Here is a 25,225-nt window from a genome sequence, read left to right as displayed (position 1 = left end):
TTCATCTTTTTCGAGCATAGTTATGAACATGGTTCGAAAGGGGTGAGAGGGTGTTCACTGAATTTTTGCTGGCTGCAATTGCTCTATCCGTTCTCAAAGGCGTAACCTTACTAGTTTCTTATATTAATAATAATGCTTTTCCCCAACCATTGAGCGAGCATGAAGAAGCTCGATGTTTATCAATTTTAAGCAAAAGCAAATCAACGCAGCCCTTTACAATGACTCGTGAGGTGGAGCACGCGCGTAATACGCTTGTAGAACATAATTTGCGCTTAGTGGCTCATCTTGTCAAAAAATTTGACGGAACGGGAGAGGATGGGGATGATCTGATCTCCATTGGAACCATTGGTTTAATTAAAGGCATCAACACCTTTGATCCCGGGAAGGGGACCAAGCTGGCAACTTATGCGGCCCGGTGTATTGAAAACGAAATTTTGATGCATCTGAGATCCTTGAAGAAATCCCGAGGGGAAGTGTCTATATACGATCCTATTGGCATGGATAAAGAAGGAAACGAGATTTCTCTCATTGATGTTCTGGGTTCTAATGAAGAGGATATTTCAATTAGAGTTGAAAATGCTTCGGAGCAGAAAGCGTTATTGGAGCTCGTCAAAAAACTTACCAAGAGGGAGAAAATGGTGCTTCAATTGCGCTATGGGCTCATGAACAGCCCTAAGCGGACCCAGCGTGAGATTGCAAAAGTTCTGGAGATATCACGGTCTTACGTGTCAAGGATAGAAAAAAAGGCGATTCAAAAGCTGATGGAAGAGATGAAGAGGATTGATCCGAAATAATAACGATATGGGTAGATATGGGAATGGGAAATATAATGATTAAACTTCATTAAATTCGTGAACGAGGCCATTGAAGGGCTTTGCAATAGGACACTTCAGGTTAACAAAGAATCAGTTATACAAGGTAACTCACTCAAATGTGAAGGTCGTCAGTTATGTTTCCGCGGACGTAACAAGAAGAGAGTTCCAACTTGTCGCAGATTACGAAGATGGGTATTAGTTACAGGTTTCAAGAGGGAAAGGTTTTAGTTAACCATAACAAATTTCTCGGGTATACCAAGGATGAACAGGGCCAGTTAATTATAGCACCCGAGGAAGCCGAGACTGTTCGCCGGATATATCGGGAGTTTCTTGATGGCAAGAGCCCATATAAAATAGCCAGTAACCTGCAAAAAGATGGAGTAATCACTGGCGCTGGTGGTACAAAGTGGTATGATAGCACCGTCGTTGGGATACTAAAAAATGTGAAGTATATGGGAGATGCGCTGCTCCAAAAAACCTACACCTTGGATTTTTTGACCAAAAAGCGTGTGATAAATACTGGACACGCAGCCCAGTATTATGTTGAGGATAGTCATGAAGCTATTGTTTCTAAGGAAGAGTTTGCGGCAGTGCAGGCTGAGTTTGAAAGGCGGTCAAACCTGCGGGGGTATTCTAAGACTGGGAAAAGCAAATTCACAAGTGACTACGCTTTTTCCGGCAAGTTGTTTTGCGGGAATTGCGGTAGTAAATTTCGGCGCAGCAAATGGGGAAGCGGTAAGAATCTGCAGATTGTTTGGATATGTATTAACCATCAAACGGGCGGCGATTGTGATATGAAGGCTGTTAAGGATAAAGCTTTGGAGAAGGCGTTTGTGCGGGCGATGAATCGGATCATCACCAATAAAGAGGCCATTATAATAGAAGAAACTAGTGGACCTGAGTTTGACTTCGAGGCTATCGATGCAAAGATAGCTGAACTTCAGCAAGAGTTGATTGATGCGGTGCGGAATAATCAGGAATATTCAACTGCTGAAATTGAAAGGTTGCAGGCGCATAGTCAAAGAATGAAGACTGATGAGTCCGAGAGAGCGTGGAAGGGCAGGTTGGTTGAAGAATTCAAGGCTTATCTGGATGGCGAGGCACTGGATAGGTTTGATGGGGACTTATTCCGGAAGTTGGTTGAGAAGGTTAGAGTGGAATCGATGGTTGAGGTGGAGTTCGTGCTTAAGGTGGGGTTAGAGGTAAAGGAGATTTTATAAGGGACGCAATAAAACTAGATAATTTATCGCAACGCGGAAATAATATAAACTAGTCAAGTTTATAGAAAGCGAAGATAAGATGATCAGATTGATAAAAATCTTTATCTGGATAATTTCTGCTTACAAATGGGGACATTGGCGTGATTGGCGAAACTATTATTCTACAATATTGTTTGGGGTAACCGGGGAACTAATTTATTTCGTGCTCACATATAACCATCCATTATGGGAGCTAACTTCACCAATAATGAACGTAACTTTTAATCATTTAATAACTGATTTGCTAACCTTTCCAGCAATGGGCCTGCTCTTTCTTTCTAACTATCCTAAAAGTAAACCACGGTCAGAGCGAGGTCTATATTTGTTTTTTTGGCTGGTAGGAGCGGGAATAATTGAACTTGTTATGTCGATGTTAGGATACTATAAATATAGTAATGGATGGAATGTTTGGTGGTCTACTGCATTTGATTTAGTATTTTTGCCAATGATGATTATCCACCAAAAATATCCTCCCATGGCGTGGGTTATCGCTCTGATACTGGGTACAACAATTTTTCTTTCTTTTCAGATTCCAATATCACAAATGAAGTAAATAAAATGCTTTTAGAGGTTGTCATAGTCACACTTCATGTATATTTAAAACTGAATTGTTACGATATCGTCTCTTAGTTTTAGGAGTGTCGCAAAACTAATTTTTTAGTGGCTGTGACACTCTTTTTATTGGCAGAAGAATTCAAGGCTTATCTGGATGGCGAGGCACTGGATAGGTTTGATGGGGACTTATTCCGGAAGTTGGTTGAGAAGGTTAGAGTAGAGTCGATGGTTGAGGTGGTGTTTATACTTAAGGTGGGGTTGGAGGTGAGAGAGATACTGTGATAGTCGAAAAACAAGTCGAGGTCAATTATGGATTTCATCGGTGTTGCGAAACATTGAATATATGAAGCGGCAACTTAACTATTCGATAAGGTTTTATTATGAAAAAGCATTCGACAGCATTTGCTAAATATTGTAGCAGGAAAAGGATAGGACTAAGAAGAAATAAATGAAATAATAGTTATATATGGTAAGGAATTAAATTAATGATTAAAGAAAGGGTGCTTGAAAATGAATTACAATGATATTGCTAAAATTGTTCATGATTCAGTCAAAAATGCTCATAACAACAGCTTGGCATCTACACAAATAAATTCCCATGAGGCCACGGTCATTAAAAAGGTTCTTTCTGATTTCGAGGTATCGGGAGAAGACATAACGCTTGGTACTATACCACTACATTTTTGGGGATAAAAGGGGATGAAGCTTCAGCTTGATCAAGCTATTACTGCCGGAATTAATAAAATCCTGACGAGTGCTCAACTTAGTTCCGAAATGATCGCTATGATTAATTCCTCCTTGAACGCCGACAGCGAGACTGGTGAACTATTTCAATGGGCACACTTAACGCTCATGAATTGTGAGTGTGTAAGCGGAGTGTTTGAAGATGCGTTGCCAGGCGCAATTGCCATGGAATTATCTGCACTGGCGATTGATATTTTTGATGATATTCAAGATCAGGATCATGATGACTTACCGTGGCGCCAAATCCCCACAGCTCACGCTCTAAACCTTGCTAGCTGTTTAAGTATGTTAAGCTATGAGGCTATTTCGATGTTACCTGATGATAGAGATAGCAGACTCTACAGGGAAATTGGCCAAATTCTAAGCCATATGTGGATAACGTGTAGTGATGGTCAACTCCAAGACGCTTTGTTTGATACTCGTGAGCAGGTTACGCTTGACCAATATTTTGAGCTAGTCAAGCATAAGTCAGGAAGTTTAACGGCCTGTGCCTGTAAAATCGGCGCGACCTTAGGTGGTGGGTCAGAATCGTTGGTGCTTCAATTAAATCAGTTTGGGACATACCTGGGTATCATGAGTCAAATCAGGAATGATATAAACGACTTTTTAGACTTCGATAAGAAAAAGGATTTTGTTAATCATAAAAAAACTTTGCCGTATGTCTATCTTTTGAACATTCTCAAAGGTAAACAAGCCAAACAGTTCAAAGAACTAACCCAGCTGAAAGGCAACGTATTAGAAAGGTTCGGGAAGGAAGAACAAGGCAATTTACAACAATTAACCCTTGATGAAGGAGCAGTACATTACGGCAGAGTGATGTACGAACTATTCCGGCAAAAGTCAATGGAAATCATTCAAGCAATTTCTGTTCCGGAAAAACGCAAAGAGAAGATGATCAAACTTGTTAAAGAAAATATTTAGGCGGCAAGCATATTATTATGCGAGTGCCGCCTTTCTCTTATTGTTGTTGGTGTATTCTGTAGCTATCAATAACCACCCCTACGTCGGTCTTGATCTTGAGAGCGTCAATGGACAATGGATCGTGACTTACAGTGATTCTGTCGGCCAGGGGTACAAATCAGGCGTACGTGACGGGGATTTGATTTTAAAGATCAATCATGATGATCCTGGTAAAAGCAGCTCTGTTCAAATATGGAGTGAGGTGGAAGGGGCATCAACTCTCGAAGTCCGTAGACCTGACATGTCAACCGTTCAGTTGATTAACATACCTGAGCTTCCACTTTTTCAGAGTACACTGAGCGATATTTCTTTTTTAATCCTGGGATTCATTTTTTGGGTTTTAGGATTTATAACTTGGTTACGACGTCCTTTTCTGGTTCAAGCTCGTGATTTATTTTGGATGAACTGGATTATCGGTTTGGCTTTCGTCCTGGCTCCGGCTTCGAGCCGTGATTTAATATTGGCTAGGGAATTAGAGTACATAATTTTTGCGGCAGTACCTATTTTTATAAATAATTTTATCTCGAATTTTGCATATGAAAATTTAAACCGTATAAATCAATTAGGCCGCCTTATGTTAACAGTAATGTCGGTAATCATATTAATCGTAACTGTGCTACAGTCTGTCGGTATTGTCCAATTTATTAGTCCATTAAGAAAACTGGTGTTAGTAACAGTTAGCATTGGAGTTCTTTTCACACTCTGGAATTTATGTAACATATTAAAGTTGTCTAAAGATAAACCGGAAAAAAACCAGACGAATATTCTATTACTGGGCATGGCGATAGGGTTCTCACCATTCGTTCTTTTGACGGCAATTCCCGCTGTCTTTGGCTTTCAACCGATAATGAATGCCCAGGTTAGTTCCTTGTTTATTTCCGTTATTCCGGCTACCTGGTATTATGCCATAGTCAATAAATATTTACCGGACAGCCGAAGGATTATTTGGTCACTGATTTCTTATGTCCTAGCTGGAGCACTAATGAGCTTAATCATATCGTATTTACTCTTTGTTTTAAGGATTATAAAGACTCTAAATTTTGCCTTGTATCTTTCGACGTTATCATTAATTATGATATTCATTCTTTGTTTTGGTTTGATAAGAGCTGCGATAAATCGATTCTTAAAAAACAATTTATTTTTAGGTGAAAAACTGGCTCTTAAGAAACGAATCCTCGAATTAAACCAAAGACTTAGTTCAATTAAAGAAGAAGAACAGATATTAGAAGAGGTGGCTAAAAGCCTGGCTATTGAAGGAGTCTTTGCAATCATAGAACATGGTAATGGAAACTATTTCAAGAAATCTGAAGGCCTATTTTCCCAAAAACCAAGTGAGCAAGTTAAACTCGTAGAATATTACAAAACAGATCCAAAGATCCACTCAGAAGCAAGAATACTCTCAGATGAGTTGCCTGCTGAAATTTATAGTTTGTATAGGACAAATGAGTTTACTTGCGGAATATTTTTAGGCCATCGATATTCACATATCAAATTTGAACGCGATGAATTACCTACTATTACTTTAATATTAAGTCAATTAGCTCAGCGGCTCATAACTACGTTACTTATTAAAGAATTGTCAGAAGAAGTGAAGTCCCTTACTCAACAATTGCAGAGTTACCAACGGAAAATTCAATCGTTACAGCGAGTAAACAGTCTCTTCTTTAAGAACTTTGAACAAGAGAAAAAAGCATTAGCTCAGGATCTTCACGATGGATCATTACAGTTAGCGCTAGACCTGAATCGATGGCTAGATGATATCGAAGAAGAATGTCTAAACGATAAAGTTAACAAAGCGCCCCAAGCTATTAAGCATATGCGGGAAGTAATAAGTAATTTAAATTTTGAACTACGCTCAATTTGTAGTGATTTACGTCCTCAAACTTTAACGGATTTAGGATTGTTTTATGCCGTCCAAACGCTGTGCGAAGAAAAAATGGAACATGAGTCTGTGATAATTTCCCTAGAAATGGCCGGTTTTAGTGACAGGGTGCGTTTGAAAGGAGACGTAGAACTGGTAGCTTATCGCTTTCTACAGGAAGGAATAACGAACGCAATAAAGCACTCTGGTTCCAGTAAGATAACTCTTAAAATTGAGTTAAACTACTCTAAGCTTGAATTAATGATAAGAGATTTTGGCAAGGGATTGGATGTTACTAAATTAGAGGACTGGCAATTATCCAGTAATCATTTTGGGTTAGTTGGAATGAAAGAAAGGCTCGAAGGTTTAGGCGGAGAACTGCAAATCAGTTCTGCAGTTTATCAGGGTACGATCCTTAAAGCTACAATTCCAATAAGAGAGGAAGATATGAAAGATGGCATTGGACAATGAGAAGTCTAAAATGCTGAAAATATTAATAGTCGATGACCATACTCTTTTTGTGGAAGGAACCGTGTCCTTGCTGTCGTCGGAAACAATTCTGGAGATAGTGGGAATCGCAAATGATGGAGTCCAATGCCTGAATCTCTTAAAATCAACGGCGCCAGATGTTATTTTACTTGATATAAGTTTGCCGGATTGTTCAGGTATTAATTTAATTGATGATATTAAATCGATTCACCCCGAAGTGAAAATAATTATGCTTACAGGCCTGAATCCAGAAGGGTATCTTACAAAATCACTGCAGAAAGGAGTTCAGGGATTTCTGCTTAAAGAATGTAACAAAACAGAAATGATTGAGGCTATTCATTATGTAGTAGAGGGAAAAGAATACTTTTCAAAAGGCTTGGCGCATTTTCTAAAGGTGGAGGTTGTAGATAACAATGATGATCAGCAAAGTATAACGCCAAAACCAAACGATAAAGTACTGTCTGGCAGAGAAGCGGAAATAATGAATCACATAATAAAGGGTTTAAACAATCAGGAAATTTCCTTAGCTTTAGGTATTACCATTAGAACGGTAAAATTTCACACAAGCAATATACTTCATAAATTCGGTGTAAAATCCCGATCAAAGGCGGCTGCTGCTTGGAAAGAGATGTCGAAGAATAAGAATGAATAACATTAAAATAAATATTATAAGAAGTTTGGATAACCAGAAAATAAAAGACACAGCAACACGTCTTAGTTAAGCCTGTACGATTTAATACCTGTACTAAAGTACAGGTATTTTTTTAATGAAACCTGTACTTTGGTACGTGGTTGAAATTATTGCTATACGTTATAATCTAATAAAAGCAATTAAATAACAAAATATCTAATACTACCATATATTAGATCATAATTTTGCGAAATATGAAAAGTATTTAGATGCTATCGCATTTAAATAAAGACGCCCTCAGATGATGAAGACGGAAATATAGTTAAGGAATATAAGCCAATCAGGGATTTCGTGGATGATATATCTTTGTCGTCGGATGCAAGTAATTTGATAATATCTATAAGTACGGAGTGGTTAAATAATGGTCAGGGCAAAAAAAATATCTTTTTATTACAGAACACTAAAACAGGAGAAGGAAAACAAATATTAATCAGTTCCGAACAATTTCAGGGGATTAAAAATGCAAAGTATTCTGCAGATGGAAAGGGATTCTATTTTTTGGCAATAAAACCTGACGCCAAATCTTTTATAAATGACGGAGGATATACCAAAACACAAAATACCTTATTTTACTATGATCTACAAACAGAACAATCTAAAGAATTATGGAGTGTTAATAATAAAACCATCACTAATTATGAAGTGCTAAATAAATAACAATTCGCTTGGAAGATACAAATCTAAGAGTAGGGCCACAGCAGTTTTAGTCTCTACCACAGTCAAAACTTTGATATTACAGACATTTTCCTCACTTACATGCATCAAATTCGGAGTTTCTGTCAGTACTTTCTTTCTACTAAAATTATGGGGAAAGAGAGAATGAAATGAGAAAGAACTATTTCGCAAAATTAGTAAACTATATGAAGTATGCTCACTACCTCGAACACGGTTTGAATAGGCTTTCTGACGGAAGAGTTAGCCCAACTTGTTGCACAAGCGAAGTAATTCTGCCTGTGCTTTTGTTTTTTTGCTTCGGATAAAAACTTTGAGGCATTCATATGAAATGCCGCAACGTATTTAACTGGTCGGGAGCGTTTTGGGCGTTTCCGTTTTTATGTATGCAAAACTTACTGTTTAATAGGAATTATTACCAACTACTTAGAATGGAGAATTTTGAGGCAATTGTAGTAAATAATGGTGGATTTGTATTTGGACTGGGGCAAATCCTGCTAGGATAGGATACTGTCTTGGGTAAGCAGTGCGAGCGTTTTTATATGTTTAAAAGATAGAGCATCATAGCATCAGATCCTTGGCTTAGTCTTAGTAGATCATTAAAACTAAAACCTATATTCAATACTATTTGCTGAGCATTAAGAGATATGACGTGTACTTATACTAAAACTTCACTATGTTTGTATAAAAGCAAAACTATTTCGTCGCAGGGGGTTAAATGTGAAAATTAACAAGTTATATAGAAGATTAACACTTATTTTTCTAATAACAATTGCATCTATAGGACTAACGTTAACTGTAACTGTAGGTAACATACCTAGTGTCTCTCCCGTTAAAGAGAAAACTACATACGAATCGTCAGTATCAAAAAATAATAATGTATCTGATTCTTCAGAAGAAAAACTTACATTCATGGATTCTTTAGATGCCCTAAATTATGCCTTTTCCGGTTATGAATTTTCATGTTCAAAGGATTCAGGTATTTTTAAAATGTATAATTATCAAACTAAAACATCTTCCGACGATACGTACTTCGATACGAGTTTTTCCCTAATGGCCACTTTTCAGGCAACGGGTGATTTAAAATATTTAGATGTTGTTAAAAGAAATGCCGATTATTTGAGTACGATCTTGCCAAGTACTGGATTAATCCCTACTTTTCCAAATAAAGGAGAAATATCGACTAATCCAAATACTTATTTAGGTGGAAAAGGCCAACTGCAGGCAGTACAAACAGTTGCTTTTTTGGCTCACGAGGATAAGAAGTATTTACCTTTAATGTATAAATTAACGAACGCTCTTATTACTTATGGCATTAATCCTAGCAACAACTTAACCTGGTATCAAGTAAATACTCTTTCAGGAAAAGAGGCGTTCACGATAGGAACCAGTTATGAAACTCAACTTGGGCAAAATTGTTCTAATTGTGCACAGTCTTTACTCATAGCTTATAAAACGGATCCTTCCAAACTGCAATATAAGCAAAAAGCACTAGACATTTTAAAAGCAGTTTGGAAGTGTCGTGATAAATCAAACAATCTAATTCCCGAGGTGTGGGACGTAAAAATAAATAAACCTGGTAAGAATTTGTACCCTTATTCTGATTTTCGGTATGATGATATGGGTGGAGCATACATTAGAGCATTAACTTTAGCATACCAAGTAACTAAAGATAAAGATATTATAGAAATTCTAAATACCTACTCATCTTCATTAGTTGAACACATATGGGATAAAAATTTTAATGGTGGTGGATTTAGATATATGACACATTTAGACGGAACTCCAAGTGCTCAAACCGTAGAAACTATGTATGGCTTGTTTATCGGAACTTTGCTTGAGGCGGAAAAAGTACTAGACCAACCAAAAGGGATATTATATCAAAGTAGTTTGGAACATGCTAATAATATTTTTGTGTCAGGCTTCGGTTTAAAAAATAATATGGTTCCTCACCAGTTGAATGGACAAACCGGTGAATACTGGGGAAGCGATAGCACTTCTCAATTAAATTATGCTGCCATACAGTTCCCGTTAGGTATGGAATTATTAAGCCAAGAATCAGGCAACTCAATTTATAGATTAATAAGCAATAGAGTTATTAATAAGTTTCTTGATCATTCAAAGGTTGGGGATAACATTAATGAACCTAATGGTTATGTGGATATAACAGAAACTCAACCGCCTTATGGCTTTGATTTGAAATATGGGTCCCCTAGCTACATGGCACAGATATTTTACTTACCTACGTATATTCTGTTTAATAGTATCCATCCAAGTGCAGGAGTATCGATTGACTGGCAGAATGACTTGCCAATAGGTGTTTTTGGATTAGTTTCAAATATGCCATTTTTCGACAGGGACCTTGTTGACGTAAATGTTAATGCCAAAACCATATGCTTCAGTAAGGTAACTGGATCAGGTACTATTGATTTAGGTGATATGGGGTTTGGATATATTAAGAAGGTTATGCTAGACAATCAAAATTATAATTTTTTTACTAAAACAAAAATTATAACATTGAGTGGAACCCATAGATATCAGGTGTTTTGGAATTAAATCCTTTAAAGAATTGAACCCAAAACAAAGGCGGCTGCTGCTTGGAAAGAGATGTCGAAGAATATGAATGAATAACATTAAAATAAATATTATAAGAAGTTTGGATAACCAGAAAATAAAAGACACAGCAACACGTCTTAGTTAAGCCTGTACGATTTAATACCTGTACTAAAGTACAGGTATTTTTTTAATGAAACCTGTACTTTGGTACGTGGTTGAAATTATTGCTATACGTTATAATAAAAGCAATTAAATAATAAAATATCCAATACTACCATATATTAGATCATAATTTTGAGAATTATGAAAAGTATTTAAATGCTATCGCATTTAAATAAAGACGCCCTCAGATCATCAATACCCGCAAAGTAACAAATGATCTGGAGGCGTTAGCCCCTACACAAAATAGTAGGCCTTTTAATAGTACACCTGATGGGGATATTTGTGCAAGGGAGATTTAAAGAAAGGGAAGGGAATTTATATTAAATGTTATTCCTAGTCAAATAATAATTAAGGAGTGAAATTATTATGAAGAAAAGTAATTTTCTGGGTTTATTTTTGAGCTTATCTTTAGTCTTAACAACATTTTTAGCAATGCCAGCCTTTGCCGCAAATGGTTCAACCAGTTCTAAAATTAGTACAATACCTTCTCAAATGAAACCGGGTACGATAATTGAATATGATAAGAGTAATAATATGGTTATTCTAAAAGATGGTTATGTAGGTAAAGATGGTAAAACAGTCGTTCTCGATAAAAATGTTTCATCTAAAATAACATTGAATAAGATCACGTTACCCTCACCTCAAGCAGGTATGGAAGTATACTATGATGGTTTAGGGGAGCCTACAAAAATAACAATTAACGGGGTTATTTATACTAATAACGCTACTGCTGTTATTTCTCCTTTAACCGCATATACATCACCAACTGGTGGAGTTACATGGTATTCGGGTGGGACTGGACAGTATGGCGATACGTTAGGCTATTATAGTTGTGCGACAGATATGTATAATGATAACTGTGCAAGAAATACACAAATAAAGTTAACTTGTTCATCAACTGGAAGATTGGCGTATTTTAATAAGCAAGATTGCGGTAATTTGTGGCACTATAACCATATAGTGGACTTACTGCCTGCGGCGTTCCAAGATTATGGCTTTTCGCTTTCAACCGGAGTATTTCAAGGGCACTATGTCCATAGTTAATTAGCAATTCAATAACTATCTAAATTAAGCCCAAGTAATTGAAATAAATCTAGGAGGCAGAGATATAATGGATTCTCTGTTTTCCTAGATTTATACTTAATCATGGAAATTACGTGCAGTATAAAAAGTGTAACAATGGGATTGTTTGAGTTTTTGTTCCCTGACTACGTGAAAGGAATGATACTAATGTTTAAAGATATTCGTTTTAACGCCCTTGTTGGTTTATCTGTTATTTCGATACTAAGTATAATAATAGCTACCGGATGTAATTCAGTGAAGGTCTCAAGTAATAATATTGCCCCAAAAAATACTGCTCAAATGCTGTCGCTTTCATGTTTTGAAACAAATGCAGATATTAGTTTATATAAACTGAATACTAATACAAAGCAGACAGATTTGCTAAAAACTCAAATTACTCCAGGAGCATTTACTCCAAATGTGTTGTCAGATGATGGTAATTTATATTATCCTAAACGAGATTCTAGTGGAAAATTCGTACAGTTGTTCCGGTATAATCTAGCGTCACGGAAAGAAATTCAGCTTACAAGCCTAGAAAAAAACGACACTGTTCTTGTTGAATACTTAGATATTGATAATGAGACGTCGAAACTATTTATGCGAATTTTACGAAAGAATCATGATAACTCGGAATTGGCAGTATATAATTTAAAAACGGAGAAAATGGATGTATTCGGAAATAATGATAAGGATATAGAAGTTTTGAATTTTGACTTATGTAAAGATAAAAAATTGGTGGCAGTTGCTACATATTCTAAAGCAGAAAACATTAATAAAATGGATAAAGCGAGTAAGAACCAACTGTCTTTAGAACCGGCTCAGCGTAATATCACTATCTATGATGAAAATGGAAATATCGTGAAGGAATGTAAACCAATAAATGATTTTGTGACTGATATATCCTTGTCGCCGGATGCGAGACTTCTATTATTTTCTATAAATACGGAATGGTTAGACGATAGTCACAGCAAAAAAAATATCGTTTGTACCCAAAACGTAGAAACAGGGGAAATAAAACAAGTATTAAAAAGCTCAGATCAATATCGGGAAATTGAAAATGCAAGATTTTCCGCAGATGGTAAGGGGTTTTTGTATTTAGCAACAAAACCTGATGCGAAATCTTTCGTAAATAATGGGGGCTATACAAAAGTGCCAAACACCATATTCTACTACGATCTACAAACCAAACAATCTAAAGAAATATGGAGTGCCAATAATAAAACGATCATTAACTATGTTGTATTAGATAAGTGACAATGGGAATTAGAAGTGGTAAAAGTAAGCAAAGAGCTCAAAGAATGTTGGAAATGATTCTACTGTTCATCATAAGGAAATTCCCTCCAAGAGCAAACTGGCGGAAAACCGCAGTGGATAATAGCAGGAAACTAAACGACCACGACCTAAAAGGAGTATCGTTCGACAAGAAGGAGCTATCGATCCTTAAAGAAGTTGCCAGAGGTAAGGGTAACAAGGAAATTGCAGATTATTTGTTAATAAGTCAGCGTGCCGTTGAATATAATTTGACTCGGATTTTTGGGAAATTGAATGTTCGATCGAGATCAGAAGCAATATTTGAAGCTAAACAACTTGGGGTTATTCCAAATGAGGACTTCATATAGATAACGTAAAAATATTCAAGAGCCGCGAGGTTCTTTTTAAGTGTAAGCTCTATAAATTCAATTGAGGGATACCGCAAAAATAATTGTGGTATCCCGTAACATTTTTTCGGTGCAAAAGTATTTTGATTATAGTAAAGTAATATTGGCTATAAGGATAAAAATAACAAATATAGTCTAAATTGGGGGGGTGAGTAAGATTTATTTAATCATTTGACAAGTAGTAGTGTCAAGCGAAAAGTTGACCACCGTGACAGCCGAAAAATTGACCACCCCAAGGCGGTTCTTTTCGTTACTTAATTTCCTAGTTCAAGTTTTTCCTTGCTTTCCTTAAACCGATAGGATTCACCGATGAACGGGATAACATGAGCATGATGAGTTATCCGATCTAGTAATGCCACAGTTAAGGCATTATCTCCAAACACTTCCCCCCAACGACCAAATTCTAAATTTGTGGTTATGACAAGGCTGCCATGCTCATAACGCTCCGAGCAGAATTGAAAAAGTAATGGACTGCCCGAACCAAGGTTAATGTAGCCTAATTCATCTAAGATCACGAGGTCAAACTTGTTCCAAGTTTTAAGATAGCGGGGTAATCGGTACTCACTTTCAGCTTTTAATAGTTCCTGGATCAGGTCGCTCACTTTAATGAAACGAACTCTATAACCTTGTTGAATGGCTGAAACACCGATGGCTACGGCTATGTGAGATTTTCCTGTTCCCGATTGACCGACACAAATAAGGTTTTCCCGGCTTCTAACGAATTTGCACTCAGCTAGTGAAATGATCTTGTGCTTAGGGACCTTCGGGATACTTGTAAAGTCGAATCCTTCGATTGTTTTTATCTCGGAGATTCTAGATTGTTTTAATCGAGTTGTTAGTCGTTTCTGGGCTCGTATCTCCACTTCTTTAGCTAATGCTGCTGCTAAAAAGGAGATTGGAGTTTGGTTTTCGGTCATGGCATCTCGGGTCAAGTCTCGAAAATGGGTCTTTAACCCGGGAAGCTTAAGTTGTTTGCAGTAGATGTCCACCACGGCTTCCTTAGCATCAAGCAGCTCCGTCATGTGTCATCCCTCCCATTAGATGGTTGAATTTAGAAGGTGTGTCCACAGGAACATCAAGCGTCGCTAGAGGAGACTCGGAGGACTTCTTTGCTGAAACGTTGGAGATTGAGAGTCGCACATTAAGTAATTGTCGTATCGATTCTTGAGTCGGTGTTTGTTGTTTTAGGCATTCTTCTACCGCTGAGAGAACATCTTCAAAGTTGTATTCCAGGTTGAGCAAGAGTATCTTAGTGACAGCAGTCTTCGGATTGTCATAAACGAGACGTTCCGGAACCCCGCCTAACCATTCAAATGCCCTTTTATGGCCTTCAAGAAAAGCCTCTAGTTTTTCGGTTGGGGCAGCCCATACGAAGGGGACTAGGCTCGCTTTCATCCGGAGGCAAAATAGCGAAACCTCAGTTAACTTGCCATGAAGATAGACTTTGGCTCGTCCCCAATCGACTTGAGCTTGTTCGCCCCAATCGGCACTTAAAGGCATGAACATTTCAAGATGTTGATTCTTTTCTTTCTGGACAAACGATCTAACCGTGGATTCACCACCGGTAAAACCATAGTCATCTCTCAGGCGGCTATAAATTCTCCTTGCCGTGTGACGTTGTTTAGGAGGTGCAGTTTGATCTTGAGTTAACCATTCTCGGATAAGTTCTTTATAGGGCTCTAAAACGGGTGAGGTCCTTTTCTTAGTAAGGTTGTATTGCGGTATATTAGAATCTTTGAGGGCTTTGCGTACAGACTGGCGGGAGACGTCTAAATTTCGACTGATCCTTCGAATTGACCATCCTTCAATATAGTGCTTTTTTCCAGCAGTTTAGCCTCTGCCACAATTAAACTATTGATCTCACTGGTAATATTAAAGATTTCAGAAGTGTATCAAATTCGGACTTTTTCTCTCTCTTGCTTCCTGCTAAAATCAGATTGGAAGAGAGGATGAAATGCGAAAGAATTACTTTGTAAAATTAGTGAGATACATGAAAAATGTTTATCATCTCGAACATGGTTTAAATAAACTTTCTGACGGAAGAGTTAACCCGACTTACAGAACTAGTCAGGTTATTCTACCGGTACTTTTGGGCTTCTTACTCAGGATAAAAAGCTTTAATGAACTGAATTTCATGATAAAGAATAATGAGTTCAGCAAACTGTTTCCCCGGGGGACAAAATTGCCAAAGATTGATGCTATTAGAGATACACTTAAAGTAATGGATATAGATGGACTAAAACAAGTCAATCAGAATATCGTAAAAACAGCCGTTGAGAATAAAGTTTTCGATAATGGAACGATTGATGGATATACTGTGGTTGCCATCGATGGCACAAAATTCTTCGGTAGTAATAAGAAAAGCTGTCCAGAATGCTTGAAAAATACCAAAGGCAATAAGATCCATAGTTTCCATAGTGGCGCTGTCATATCAACAGTAGGTAAAGGTCCCAAACTGGTGATTGGCTTTGAAATGTACAGGCCCGGAGAAGATTCTGCTTCAAAGGATGAGGGTGAGCTGAACGTTGCGAAAAGGCTGCTTTCAAGCATCATGAAAAGCCAAAAACGATTAATGGATGTTGTCGTTTATGATGCCCTTGCCTGTAATTCAGTTTGGATTAACCACTGCAAAAATCTCGGCATCGGTACAATTGTCCGAGCAAAAAACAATAATAATAAGAGTTTGCGGTCAGCAAGAAAGAAGACAAATAAGTCCAAGACAGTTGATGTATGGGAAGATGAAAGAGGATTTGAGAAAGTTGAAGTTTATGAGTCAATATTTACGATGGACAATGTTGAGCAACCCTTGCGCTTTGTAAAATTTGCAATGAAACATAAGGACAAGAAGCGCACACAGATTATGATCGTAACGACATGTAATGATATGGCGCTTAAGACCTTGTTCAAAATAATTAGAGCACGTTGGGATATAGAGAACTCAATCTTTAACAACCTGAAAAGTGAATGTGGCTTAGAGCATTGTTTTGTGCACGATGGGAATGCCGTAGAAGCAGTGCTCAATTTGATCTTTATTTCATCGAATATTACGCAGCTGTTCTTAGTAAGGCGGCTGAGAGATCATTTTACAACTCAACGAGAAATGGTAAGGCTTTTATTAAAAGGCCTATATCTAATGAAGTATAAAGATGAACTGGTTTTTAGCAGCTCATAAAGATTAGGCAATTAGAAATGAAGTGTAATTTTGGGGTAAGGGGAGACGTATCCTCGGAATAGTTAAAATAAGTAAATAGTGTAGATATAATACATACTAAGAGAATACTTCAATTAAGATCGGTTGGAATCCTACAAAAGCTAAATCGCTGGTGTTAGATGGCTTAGTCAAAGCGGGGACGATTAATCAGACTCAGGAAATAGCCGTTTTAGGTTCCTAAGGTCGATGTTTACTCCAAGGGACATTGACACTTACTTTTAGAAATTTGTATTCAATAAAAACGAGGCTATAGCAGCAAATGCTTTGGCCTCGTTTTCTTTATGACTTCATAAGACTGAAATAGTTATGAATAAGGAAATATTATTTTCATGGTCTTTTAATCTTGTTAGGATAAACTAGTGTTATTAATGAGCTTTTTCGTCATATTATGCATGTTCGTGATTATCGGACAAAAAACCATCTTAATAAAAGAGGAGATTTTAAACATAGGGACCGTTGCAAATCTGTAATTTGATAAGGCGCAGAATGTGCCACAAGGAAGGAGTTACCCATGTCTTCGACATTATTAATTCATATCGTTACGCAATATGGTTATTTAGGATTGTTTATAATTCTGTTGGTTTCAATATTAGGCCTGCCGCTTCCAGATGAATTCCTTCTGACATTTATTGGTTATATGAGTTTTTCAGGTAAGATCAATCCACTTTTAGCAATTATTTCATCAGCTATCGGAAGTATAACAGGGATTACTATTGCTTATTTTCTGGGACGATTTTTCGAAGCAAACGTATTGGTATATCTAAGAAAACATGCGGGAAGTCAGCGCTTGGAAAAGGTGCTTAGTTGGTACCATCAACATGGTGGTAAACTTCTGACGGCAGGATATTTTATACCTGGAGTACGTCATCTGTCTGGCTATATTGCCGGTTTAAGCCGCTTAAATTATCGGGATTTTGCACTATATTCCTATATCGGGGCAATTTCCTGGGCAAGCGTATTTATCCTGTTAGGCAGGACTCTGGGCAGTCAATGGAAAACTATTCTTCCGATCATCCATCGTTATTCTATCCTGCTTGGAGTGATTGCAGCTGTTCTCTTTTTAATCTTTTATCGGTTGTATAAGAATCATGAACGATGGGGAGCTTGGCTGTCTGGGGAGTTTTTGCGTCTAACCAGTAATTATCGTTCGTTAGGCAAGCTGCGATTATTTATTATTATAGGTTCTGTAACATTTGTGGGACTTTTTGTCTTTTTAATGAGTCTAATTCAAGATTTTGTGACGAACGACGTTGCTGAATTTGATCAAATGGTCGCTTCCGGCCTGGAACTGGCTTCTCCACTCTGGATGATCCACTTAATGCAGCAAATTAATGCTTTGAGTACTCATATTGTGATATTAAGTGTCTTTTTAGTTGCTTTATTTGGCTTTTGGTATAAAACTAAGCAATGGATTCATGTTCTTCCCCTTAGTCTTGCCTGGGGCGGAGGAACTTTGGTTGATTATTTTTTTCGATTCATTTTCCGGGGTGAGAACGTAAGTATCTTTGAAAACCTCATACCCTTTCAAGCTCCAAATACTGGTTTTTTACTGGGTAGTTTATCATTTTATGCAGTTCTTTGCTATGTTTTAGCACGAAAAATAACCTGGTACCATCGACTTTGGATTCTGATTGCAGGGTTTCTGCTAGTATTTTTCTTAGGACTAAGTCCTGTTTATCTGCGGATTCATACACCAAGCGCCATGGTCACAGCTTTAACAGTCAGCGGCCTGTGGACATATACTTGTATATTCGTTTATGAGTTCCTGCTATATAGGAATATGCCGGGCAATAAAACACGGAAAATTAAATTAAATTAAATTATAGCTTCTTTTACTGAAGAGATTCGATTGAGGAGGTATTTCCTATGAAGAAGCAATATTCGATCCTCATAGGGGGAAGTATGATAATTGCTTTAATTCTGCTTTTACCGCATAAAGAGATTCAAAGCGTTATACCCGTATCGGCTCCAGGTAATACTCAAGCTCCGAAAGTTATAAACAAGATTCAGGTTAACAAATCACTAAAAATAAACGCTTCTGAAGTCTATTTAAATAAAAAACTGTATGACTATCTATCTAAAGAAGCCAATCGGCAGAAAGTAATGAAAAGGGCATTGAAGCTAAACAATGGGCAGTATAGGAATGCATGCGTTTACTTTGTTGCCGAAGCACTGAGGCAAAACGGAGTTAAGTTACCCGACACTACCTGTAATACCAGAGGACTTATTAATCAACTGGAGCTGAGAGGCTGGGCGCGCAGCTCCACATACAAAAATGCAGCCAGGTGACATCTGTTTTACGATGGATCAGAATAATTGCAGCCTGGGTGACCCTGCTCATTCCTACATCTTTATGGGCTGGGTTTTACCGAACAATTATGATTATGCTTATGTTTGTGACAATCAGGCGGATAGATATGGGAAAATATATCACCAAAGAAATGTAGCTAAACTGTCGATCTATAACGGTGAAGAAAAGGAACCCTTTCGCTTCTTTATGAGAATGAAGGGCAGTTGAGCAATGATAACCATTTTTTAACTTTCTTTTAATAAATATATGGTAATCTTAGGATGAGAAGATTCTCTGCGAAAAGAATTCCTGAAATCATTAATATTGGAGTTTTTAGAATGAATACAGTTTGGTCCAAAAATATTTTTGGAATTGAGACATTGATTAAAATTCGCGATTTTCGCTTTAACGTTAGATTTTCAAGATTATATTTAGAAGCCTTGCCAATACGATGTGGCATGAAGTTGCTTGACTTGGGATGCGGTCCAGGTTCATTTACAAGATGTGTCTGCGACTGGTTTGGCGGGGATTTACAGGTTGAAGGAATTGATTTGGACAGTGGTTTTATTGATTTTTGCATTGAAACAGCCGCCAAGAATCACTACAATATTGCCTACAATGTATGTGATGCCTGTAATACGCCATTTCCTGACGAGAGTTTTGATATTACAACTTCATACACAGTCGCACAACATGTAGAAAATACATCTTTCTTTCAAGAACAATATAGACTCTTGAAACATGGCGGATATATTGTCGTTATGGATGTCGGAGAATACGTTGAAAATATTGAGAGTCAGTTAGAAGTGATTCCAATGGCTCAGGAGGAACTTTACATTCTGCTGGCACTTCAAATTATTGACGAGCATAATAAACTAAAGGCCGAGCGATTTAACAAACATAAACATTCTGATGATGAGACGAAGAAACTCTTGAAAGATATTGGTTTTACAGACATTCAACATAGAAAGATTAAAATAAGTGGTAGTCCCGATAATCAACAATCCAATGACTTTTCGAGACTAATTATTGACAACTTTTATTGTAGTTATATTGATTTAGCAATTTCGGTATTGAATAATGATAACAGTGAAGCTATAAAGCAACTAGCGAACCGATATATCGATTTAGTAAACGAGCGGAAAGCAAAACGCATTGAAATGTATGAAAACAATAAAAAAGTATGGGATAGCATCGAAACAGAAGTAAATATCATTGTTGGGAAAAAATAGCAGCGGTGTTTTTGATATTTTCCCCCTTTCCTGACTCATGCAAACTGAAGAGGCAAGAATTTGGGTTGCTTCCAATTTAATTTGGGGAGGGGAGCTTTTCCGAATATGAAGATGGAGGTGTTACCAACTACTTTACGATAGTTTTCAACACCAAATATGTTTCCTTGGACGGTATATTGAGACTGTGGTTCATTTAAGAAAACAGACACCTCTAAACAAGCCTATGGTGCGGGTTATAGGCAGGATTATTCGGAATTGAATCAAAAACAGGTGCAATGTTTTCTTGCTTTGTTCGCAGAAACATGTAGCCTATTTTATTTTACATAATGTAGTGATATGGGTAATAAATAACTGTCACCGTGAAACGGAAAACTTTTTAAAAACCTACCTTGAAAATTCTGTTCGGTTTCTTAACAAGATCTTGACTTAATGATGACACTATTTTCACAAAAGCATTGTAAACTAAAAGTAGTTGCGACCAATTTACTGTTATATTTTGGAAAAGACCTTAAATAGAGTGTTCTCATTTAAGCATATAACACTATCAGACTATTCATTTCTGGAAAATTCAAGTGATGCTAGGAGGAATAAATTTGCTTTCATCTGAAACTATTAAAAGGCATTCTAAGGTATTAATAATTGGGTTGCTCATTACATCTTTAACCGGTTGTGGGACAAAAACCGCTGCTTCGCCAAATTCCCGTGGACAACAGGCGATACCGGTGCAAACGGCACCTGTTCAAACTGGTGATTTAAATAGCATAAACACTCTCACAGGGACGGTAGTATCAAACTTACAAACTAACATTGGCTCAAAGTCTTCCGGACGTGTCCTTTCTGTAGATGTTAATATGGGTCAGGACGTACATAAGGGGCAAGTACTGGCAACATTGGATCCTTCGGATTTGCAAAGACAATTGTCGCAAAACCAAGCCCAGCTTCAGGTAGATCAAGCGCAGTTACCCAGCGATCAAGCTACATATCAACAAGCTCAGTCAGATTTTCAACGTTACCAGACATTATTTAATAATGGAGCGGTTTCAAAGGCAGATCTAGACCAATATCGCCTTAAAATGACTACAGCCAGTGCTAAGATTCAAATGGATGAATCGGTCATAAACAAAGACCAAGCTGCTCTCTCAATAACTCAACAACAAATTGATGAGCTAACCATTACTTCCCCGGTGGATGGGACGGTGTCCACTAAAAACGTAGAAATTGGCGAACAAGTTTCAACGTCTTCAAATCTATTTTCTATTGTTCAACCTAGTTCATTGAATGTATCTGTAAACGTACCGGAGCAAATGATTGGTAGTATCAAACAAGGGACAGCCGCATCAATCACACTCGACGGTCAAAGCTCAAATGCAATTCAAGGGAAAGTAAGTAAAATAAGTCCTGCGATGGATAGCGTAAGTCGGGCCTATCCAGTGCAAATTGATATTGCCAGCCAGAATCAAACTATTAAGCCCGGCATGACTGTTACTGTGCAATTTAACGGTTTAAAGAGTCAACCAGGTATCATTATCCCAGTGCAGGCAGTAGTTGAAACAACACAGGGGAGTGAAGTATTTGCAGTTAATAATAGTGTTGCACACATGCATCTGATCCAACTAGGAGCTGTAAACAGCGATAAGGCTGTTGTAACGAGCGGTTTAAAGGCCGGAGAGAACTTGGTAATTGCCGGGCAAGACTTGCTTTCTGATGGATCTAATGTAAGGGTTGTTCAAAGTGCTGATCAAGCTGGGGTCAATGGACTAATCAATCAGCAGAAGCAATCTGCGCAGGGGGCCAAAAAATGAGAATTGCGAATCTTTCAGTCGATCGACCCGTCCTGATATCTATGCTTATCGTGGTGTTGGTCTTACTGGGTGCAATAACTCTTCCATTATTACCTGTCGATCTGTACCCTAATATGGACATACCAGTCGCCATTGTATCTGTTTCCTGGCCTGGTTATTCTCCTTCAGTTGTTGAGCAGCAGCTTACACAACCTTTAGAGTCTGCTATGAGCACGGTATCCGATGTATCTGAAGTAGACTCCAGATCCCGCAGTGGACAATCTACCGTCATCCTGCATTTCAACTATGGGGCAGATTTGGATCAGGCTGTTGCCAATATGCGTGACAAATTGAATCAGGTTGCCAAGAGGCTGCCTACAGATGCGGGCGTGCCTTCACTCATGAAGGTTGATCCTAATAGCCAGCCAATTATTAGCCTTGCCTTGTCCGGCAAAAATGTCGATGTGGAACAATTAAATCAGCTCGCAAATGACGTAGTATCGCCGGAAGTGCAGCAGGTGAATGGTGTTTCAGCTGTGAACGTAAACGGTGGAAAGACTCGTCAAATTCAGGTTATTGTTGATCCGAACAAATTGTATACTTATAATCTGGCAGCAACTTCGGTTATTTCCGCATTGCAAAACGATAATATGCAATCCGATGCGGGAGTGGTTAATAAGGGGAATCAGACGATTAACCTGCATGTTAACGGTCAATTTATTACTCCTGGAGACGTGCTTAACGTGCCGGTTCACCTTCCTTCGGGCGGCACGATTAAGATTTCGGATGTGGCTCAGGTTAAAGATGCTTATGCAGACGAAACTTCGCAATCTATCTTGAATGGGGTTCCTTGTGTATCCCTCGATGTCATGAAGGTATCGGGAGGTAATACAGTTCAAGTTTCAGATGCTTTACAAAAGGTTTTGCCTGCTATTAATAATAGCCTGCCCATGGGGATAAAACTGACGGTTGTCAGTGATCAGGCTGTTTTTATTAAGCAGTCCATCAATACGGTGATTGACCATACTTTATGGGGAGGATTGTTCGCCCTTGTCATCTTATGGTTGTTTTTGAGAAAGATCCGCACAACTGTTGTAATTGGAATTGTGATTCCGATAGCCGTAGTTTCCACCTTTGCTGCTCTTTATTTTGCCCACCAGACGATCAATACAATATCTCTAGGTGGTTTGTCTGTGGGGTTAGGTTCGTTAGTGGACTTTGCGGTTGTTGTTATTGAGAGTATATTCCGCTATAGGGAGTCTGGCTATGGTCCGAATGAAGCAGCTAAGCTGGGTACGGGGGAAGTAGGTACGGCTGTAATGGCCAGTGCTCTTGCTCAAATCAGTGTTTTCACACCTGTAATTTTTATCCAGGGGTTAGCATCTCAGATGTTTATGCCTATGGCCTTAGCGGTTATTTTCTCTCATATAGCGGCGCTTTTTGGTGCTCTTACCCTAGTACCCATGTTATCAGCCAAGTTGATGAGAGGCAAAGGATTTGCTGTCAACGAGGGGAAAGGAAGTCGATGGAACCCAGCATATGTTTTTTCAGCCAGTATTAATAAGTTGAAACTCGTTTATGCAAGACTATTGCGCTGGTCGCTAAATCATCGTAAAACAGTTTTGATAGCTACAGTTTTACTCCTCGCTGGCAGTCTAGCGATTTATCCCCTTATTGGTTTTGAGTTGACACCAAGTTTAGACCAAGGCATGTATTCTGTTAATATAAATCTGACTCAGGGAACCAACTTGGACGTAACTAACAAGGTAACAAGTCAAGTTGAAAATTCAATTATGAAAATGCCTGAAACAGATACTATGTACACTGTTGTAGGAAGCGGTGGCGGAACTTTTAGTTCGGCATCAACAAATACAGCAAGTATTAAAGTTAACCTCAAGCCACTAGCCCAACGTCAACGCAGTGTCTTTACTATCATCGAAGATTTGCGCAAGCAAGTAGCGAATATCCCAGGAGCTCAAATTTCAATGCGTGCCACTCAACAAACGATTGGTCGGTCAAGCGGTTCAGGCGTCGATATTGATATTAAAGGTAATGATTTAAATGTTTTAAATAAACTTGGGGATTTAGTTGTTAATCAAGTCAGTCAGGTGTCTGGTACAAGAAATGTCTTAAATGGTGCATCAAAGACTTCGCCGGAATATGATATTAACATCGACCGTCAAAAAGCAGGTTATTACGGTATAACAATAGCTCAAATCTTAAATACTCTGCGGGCAGATTATGGCGGAACCAAGGCCACCAGCTATATAGCAGGATCTACGGCCGTTGACGTTGTGGTTCAAATGTCCGAAGGATATACCCGTGATTTCTCCCATGTCAACGATATTATGTTATTGGGTTCAGGAAATCAGCAAGTGCCTCTCACTGCGGTAGCAACGGTAAAGCCGGGCGTCGGCCCTGCAACCATTGAGAGGGTAAACCAGATGAACCAGATAACGGTGTCGGGAGATATTTATGGTCGAACAATTGGGGAAGTGCAAAATGATATTCAAGCTAAATTGGACCAAATAAGCTTTCCCTCTGGTTACAGCTGGTCTTTTGGAGGACAGTCCCTTGATATGGCCTCATCCTTTAAAAGTCTCGGTATGGCAATGCCATTGTCCATCATATTGATGTTCATGGTGATGGCTGGGCAGTTCGAATCCCTTATTAGCCCTTTCATTATTATGTTTTCTCTGCCGCCAACTTTTGTGGGAGTCATGTTAGGTTTACTGGTAATGAAACAAACCCTAAGCATGAACTCCTTGATTGGGATCATTATGTTAATAGGTATAGTAGTAAATAATGCGATTGTCCTCGTTGATTATACCAATCAACTACGCCAAAAAGGGTTATCTGTTAAGGAAGCTCTTTGCGAGGCTGGACCGATTCGTTTGCGCCCGATTTTAATGACTACATGCACTACTGTAATGGCTATGTTACCTGTAATGCTGGGCCATGGCGATGGCGCCGAAGCGCAAGCCCCCATGGCAACTGTTGTTGTCTTTGGGCTGACAATTTCTACTCTGGTTACATTGGTTCTCGTACCGGTCATGTATACAATCATACATGATTTTCGTGAACGTTTACATCGTTTTCCGTACAAAAAGGCTAGCTCCGAAGTGGAGGCAAATCAGATTGTAACAGGTTAAGTAGTAAGTAAAAGTATGTTAATATCGGTTCCGGAGCACGTTGATTTTTACCACTTGTCCTTTTTGAGCAACAGA

At 38.2% G+C, this 25,225-nt stretch carries 22 protein-coding genes; 20 read left to right on the top strand and 2 right to left on the bottom strand.

The window, feature by feature from the left end:
- The first annotated feature begins 50 nt into the window (after positions 1–50).
- The 13 genes from sigK to DEAC_RS08825 all read left to right on the top strand — a co-directional run bounded on the left by sigK (position 51) and on the right by DEAC_RS08825 (position 13,445).
- Positions 51–794: an RNA polymerase sporulation sigma factor SigK gene (sigK, locus tag DEAC_RS08885; protein WP_047809675.1), complete on the top strand. Its 744-nt coding sequence runs from the start codon at positions 51–53 to the stop codon at positions 792–794.
- 191 nt (positions 795–985) lie between these two features.
- Positions 986–2,035 (top strand): recombinase family protein, encoded by a 1,050-nt coding sequence (locus DEAC_RS08880; RefSeq protein WP_053006349.1) that lies wholly within the window; start codon positions 986–988, stop codon positions 2,033–2,035.
- Between the two features lie 79 nt (positions 2,036–2,114).
- Positions 2,115–2,627: a CBO0543 family protein gene (locus DEAC_RS08875; protein ID WP_047809674.1), complete on the top strand. Its 513-nt coding sequence runs from the start codon at positions 2,115–2,117 to the stop codon at positions 2,625–2,627.
- Between the two features lie 107 nt (positions 2,628–2,734).
- Complete coding sequence (locus tag DEAC_RS23515; RefSeq protein WP_207642580.1) at positions 2,735–2,911, top strand: hypothetical protein; 177 nt, start codon at positions 2,735–2,737, stop codon at positions 2,909–2,911.
- 228 nt (positions 2,912–3,139) lie between these two features.
- The gene (locus tag DEAC_RS08870) at positions 3,140–3,322 is read left to right on the top strand and encodes a hypothetical protein (protein WP_047809673.1); all 183 of its coding nucleotides are present in this window, start codon (positions 3,140–3,142) and stop codon (positions 3,320–3,322) included.
- A gap of 6 nt (positions 3,323–3,328) precedes the next feature.
- Positions 3,329–4,294: a polyprenyl synthetase family protein gene (locus DEAC_RS08865; protein WP_047809672.1), complete on the top strand. Its 966-nt coding sequence runs from the start codon at positions 3,329–3,331 to the stop codon at positions 4,292–4,294.
- A gap of 178 nt (positions 4,295–4,472) precedes the next feature.
- Positions 4,473–6,665, top strand: coding sequence for a sensor histidine kinase (locus tag DEAC_RS08860; RefSeq protein ID WP_242847109.1), 2,193 nt, complete (start codon positions 4,473–4,475; stop codon positions 6,663–6,665).
- Positions 6,649–7,335, top strand: coding sequence for a response regulator transcription factor (locus DEAC_RS08855; protein WP_047809670.1), 687 nt, complete (start codon positions 6,649–6,651; stop codon positions 7,333–7,335). The genes DEAC_RS08860 and DEAC_RS08855 overlap by 17 nt, the downstream gene beginning before the upstream one ends.
- Before the next feature lie 330 nt (positions 7,336–7,665).
- Positions 7,666–8,031 carry a hypothetical protein gene (locus DEAC_RS08850; RefSeq protein ID WP_152671374.1) on the top strand — a complete coding sequence of 122 codons (366 nt, stop codon included), beginning with the start codon at positions 7,666–7,668 and terminating at the stop codon, positions 8,029–8,031.
- Between the two features lie 735 nt (positions 8,032–8,766).
- Positions 8,767–10,602: a hypothetical protein gene (locus tag DEAC_RS08840; protein WP_047809667.1), complete on the top strand. Its 1,836-nt coding sequence runs from the start codon at positions 8,767–8,769 to the stop codon at positions 10,600–10,602.
- A gap of 528 nt (positions 10,603–11,130) precedes the next feature.
- Positions 11,131–11,808 (top strand): hypothetical protein, encoded by a 678-nt coding sequence (locus DEAC_RS22165; protein WP_053006348.1) that lies wholly within the window; start codon positions 11,131–11,133, stop codon positions 11,806–11,808.
- A gap of 186 nt (positions 11,809–11,994) precedes the next feature.
- Positions 11,995–13,080: a hypothetical protein gene (locus tag DEAC_RS08830; RefSeq protein WP_047809666.1), complete on the top strand. Its 1,086-nt coding sequence runs from the start codon at positions 11,995–11,997 to the stop codon at positions 13,078–13,080.
- 44 nt (positions 13,081–13,124) lie between these two features.
- Entirely contained in the window at positions 13,125–13,445 is a 321-nt protein-coding gene (locus DEAC_RS08825) for a response regulator transcription factor (RefSeq protein ID WP_242847108.1), read from the top strand.
- Positions 13,446–13,738: 293 nt separating this feature from the next.
- Here DEAC_RS08825 and istB read toward each other — a convergent pair whose 3' ends face one another.
- Together istB and istA are read right to left on the bottom strand one after the other, a co-directional pair.
- Positions 13,739–14,506, bottom strand: coding sequence for an IS21-like element helper ATPase IstB (gene istB / locus DEAC_RS08820; protein WP_047809665.1), 768 nt, complete (start codon positions 14,504–14,506; stop codon positions 13,739–13,741).
- A complete protein-coding gene (gene istA, locus DEAC_RS08815) occupies positions 14,490–15,293 on the bottom strand; it encodes an IS21 family transposase (RefSeq protein WP_282434442.1) in 804 nt (267 codons plus the stop codon). Before istA ends, istB begins: the two co-directional genes overlap by 17 nt.
- Before the next feature lie 145 nt (positions 15,294–15,438).
- On the opposite strand from istA, the gene DEAC_RS08810 reads away from it, so the two are divergent.
- The 7 genes from DEAC_RS08810 to DEAC_RS08785 all read left to right on the top strand — a co-directional run bounded on the left by DEAC_RS08810 (position 15,439) and on the right by DEAC_RS08785 (position 25,150).
- Positions 15,439–16,656 (top strand): transposase, encoded by a 1,218-nt coding sequence (locus tag DEAC_RS08810; protein WP_242847107.1) that lies wholly within the window; start codon positions 15,439–15,441, stop codon positions 16,654–16,656.
- Between the two features lie 550 nt (positions 16,657–17,206).
- Positions 17,207–18,514, top strand: coding sequence for a VTT domain-containing protein (locus DEAC_RS08805; RefSeq protein WP_047809664.1), 1,308 nt, complete (start codon positions 17,207–17,209; stop codon positions 18,512–18,514).
- A gap of 47 nt (positions 18,515–18,561) precedes the next feature.
- Positions 18,562–18,984, top strand: a complete 423-nt coding sequence (locus tag DEAC_RS22160; protein ID WP_053006347.1) for a hypothetical protein — start codon at positions 18,562–18,564, stop codon at positions 18,982–18,984.
- Between the two features lie 13 nt (positions 18,985–18,997).
- Positions 18,998–19,213 (top strand): hypothetical protein, encoded by a 216-nt coding sequence (locus DEAC_RS22155; RefSeq protein WP_161796432.1) that lies wholly within the window; start codon positions 18,998–19,000, stop codon positions 19,211–19,213.
- A 110-nt stretch (positions 19,214–19,323) separates the two neighbouring features.
- Positions 19,324–20,217, top strand: a complete 894-nt coding sequence (locus tag DEAC_RS08795; protein WP_047809663.1) for a class I SAM-dependent methyltransferase — start codon at positions 19,324–19,326, stop codon at positions 20,215–20,217.
- 593 nt (positions 20,218–20,810) lie between these two features.
- Positions 20,811–22,019: an efflux RND transporter periplasmic adaptor subunit gene (locus DEAC_RS08790; RefSeq protein WP_047809662.1), complete on the top strand. Its 1,209-nt coding sequence runs from the start codon at positions 20,811–20,813 to the stop codon at positions 22,017–22,019.
- A complete protein-coding gene (locus DEAC_RS08785) occupies positions 22,016–25,150 on the top strand; it encodes an efflux RND transporter permease subunit (RefSeq protein ID WP_047809661.1) in 3,135 nt (1,044 codons plus the stop codon). Before DEAC_RS08790 ends, DEAC_RS08785 begins: the two co-directional genes overlap by 4 nt.
- Positions 25,151–25,225: the final 75 nt, after the last annotated feature.

The organism is Desulfosporosinus acididurans (genome assembly GCF_001029285.1).
In the GTDB taxonomy this organism is placed as follows: domain Bacteria; phylum Bacillota; class Desulfitobacteriia; order Desulfitobacteriales; family Desulfitobacteriaceae; genus Desulfosporosinus; species Desulfosporosinus acididurans.
The sequence above is the reverse complement of the archived record's forward strand: the minus strand, read 5'-3'. Positions and strand labels throughout refer to the sequence as shown.